This window comes from Spectribacter hydrogenoxidans, from assembly GCF_031846275.1.
In the GTDB taxonomy this organism is placed as follows: Bacteria; Pseudomonadota; Gammaproteobacteria; order Nevskiales; family Salinisphaeraceae; genus Spectribacter; species Spectribacter hydrogenoxidans.
Genome location: NZ_JAVRIB010000038.1, coordinates 1 through 1924, shown reverse-complemented (window position 1 = coordinate 1924; position 1924 = coordinate 1). Strand labels below are relative to the sequence as shown.

The window sequence follows — 1924 nt, the reverse complement described above, 5'->3', positions numbered from 1 at the left end:
CCGGGCGGGCCAACCGACAACGAACCACCCCACTTGGAGAGGTTCAGCGTCAGACCCGGCGCAATCTTGAAGCGCTGGAAGAACCGAATCGGCATTGGATGTCAGGTAGCGGTGGACGACATCATCGATGAATCCGCACAAAGTCCTGCGCCGTGGCCTCGTCGAGCACCGCGCGGTAGCGCCGGTGCGCGGGCTTGCCGGGGGCGATGAGCCCGAACTCCGGGTCCGTGATCCGGTCCAGCCGCATCAGCACCACGGGCCCGACCGACGGGACCAGCTGTGACCCGTGCCCCACTTCCAGAGTCGAGAGCACCCCGTAGAGCGTGCCCTGTACCGTGGGTCGGCCGAGCATCATCATGCGGTACTGGCCGCCCTCGTTGGTGACCAGGTAGATGTGCCCCGACAGGTGCGGCATGGACACCTGCCCCACCTGCTCGAAGTCGGCATCCGTGCGCTTGGATTCGGCATAGCCGAGGTGACCGGCGTCGTCGATCCAGCGGATGGTCGTGACGTAGCTATAGATGCCGTCGGGCTCGCTGAAGCTGGGCCGCAGCGTGAGATAGGCCCCCTCGATCCATCGGACCGCCTGACGGGAGTAGGCGCCCAAGCTGTCATCGGCCAGGGTCGGGCCGGCGTCGACCGGTGACGATGCGTTCCCGTTGCCGACTTCCCGCAGGCGCGTGCCCAGCGCTTCTTCCAGCCGGATCACGGTGGCCAACGTGAAGGGCCGGGTCCCGGCCAGGGCCTTTTCCAGGGTGGACAGGCTCACCCGGGCCATCTCTGCCACGGCCTGACGCGAGAGACGCCGCCGGGCCAGCGCTTCGCGCACGGCACCCGCCACGGTCTCGTTGTCGATCTGATCGGTATCCCGGCTGACCATCACCCCGCCCCGTACAAACCCGCACATTTCTGCACAGTCCCGCGACCATGCCGGACCGGGCTGCCCCTGTCTACGGACATCGGCGGATATCGGCCGACTTTGCCCATGGCTGTCCGGCACGGGCAAGGCATAGCGTTGCACCGTCCTTCCTGCCACACGGAGCAACGCCATGCACACCGACCCGACACCACAACGTATTCGCAACTGCTCAAATCCCCGGCATGCCCTGGGTCATGCAATCTGCCTGTTGCTGCTGGTCACGGTTCTGCCGGCCGCGGCCGGCGAGTCGATCCGCAACGGCACCCTCGAGCTGACCGGTAACCAAACCGCCGAGAGTCTGCCGGCGGTGCGGCTGGGCACGGACCTGGATGTCACGGTGACCGGCCCGCTGGCCCGGGTGCGGGTGACCCAGGCCTTCCGCAATACTTCACCGGCCTGGATGGCGGCCACCTACCACTATCCCCTGCCCCCGGATGCGGCGGTGGATGACCTGACCATGGTGGTCGGGCAGAAGGTGATCGTTGGCGAGATCCAGCCACGGGGCAAGGCCCGGGAAATGTACGAGACCGCCAAGGCCAACGGCCGCAAGGCCGGGCTGGTCAGCCAGCAGCGCCCGAACCTGTTTACCAACCGGGTAGCCAACATCGGACCCGGAGAGACGGTGCTGGTCTCGATCGAGTTCCAGATGCCGATCCGCCAGGCGGAAGGACGCTACTCGTTGCGGTTGCCGCTGGTGGCCGGGCCGCGGTATCAGGCCGGCGGATCGGGCAGCGGCAAGACCGCGGGCAGTAACTCGGGCACGGTCTCCGAGTCGCCGGTGCTGAACCCGGCGCTGGGCGAGCGGATCAATCCGGTATCGGTGCGGGTGGACCTGCGACCGGGCTTTGTGCCGGCAGGCGTCGAGAGTCCGCACCATGACGTGGTGGTCGAAGGCGCCGGGGATCGGCGCCGCATCCGGCTGGCCGACGGCGAGGTGCCGGCGGACCGGGACTTCGTACTGCACTGGCAGGCGCCGGCACAGGAACCCTCGGTGGCCCTGTTCCG

3 protein-coding genes are annotated in these 1924 nt (G+C 67.8%); 1 reads left to right on the top strand and 2 read right to left on the bottom strand.

All coding sequences use genetic code 11. The annotated features are described in order from the left end of the window. Both RM532_RS15990 and RM532_RS15750 read right to left on the bottom strand, forming a co-directional pair. Nucleotides 1–95, bottom strand: a 95-nt coding sequence (locus RM532_RS15990) for a DUF4236 domain-containing protein (protein WP_349255340.1), incomplete at its 3' end; no start/stop codon positions are given. A 26-nt stretch (nucleotides 96–121) separates the two neighbouring features. Then, entirely contained in the window at nucleotides 122–907 is a 786-nt protein-coding gene (locus RM532_RS15750) for a helix-turn-helix domain-containing protein (RefSeq protein ID WP_311654292.1), read from the bottom strand. Between the two features lie 142 nt (nucleotides 908–1049). Here RM532_RS15750 and RM532_RS15745 point away from each other — a divergent pair. Continuing rightward, a partial coding sequence (locus tag RM532_RS15745) for a VIT domain-containing protein (protein ID WP_311654291.1) occupies nucleotides 1050–1924 on the top strand: 875 nt, incomplete at its 3' end.

What these genes read in the sequence shown, in the direction of transcription:
- RM532_RS15750 (WP_311654292.1), bottom strand. Translation starts at nt 907, where the DNA reads ATGTGCGGGTTTGTACGGGGCGGGGTGATGGTCAGCCGGGATACCGAT.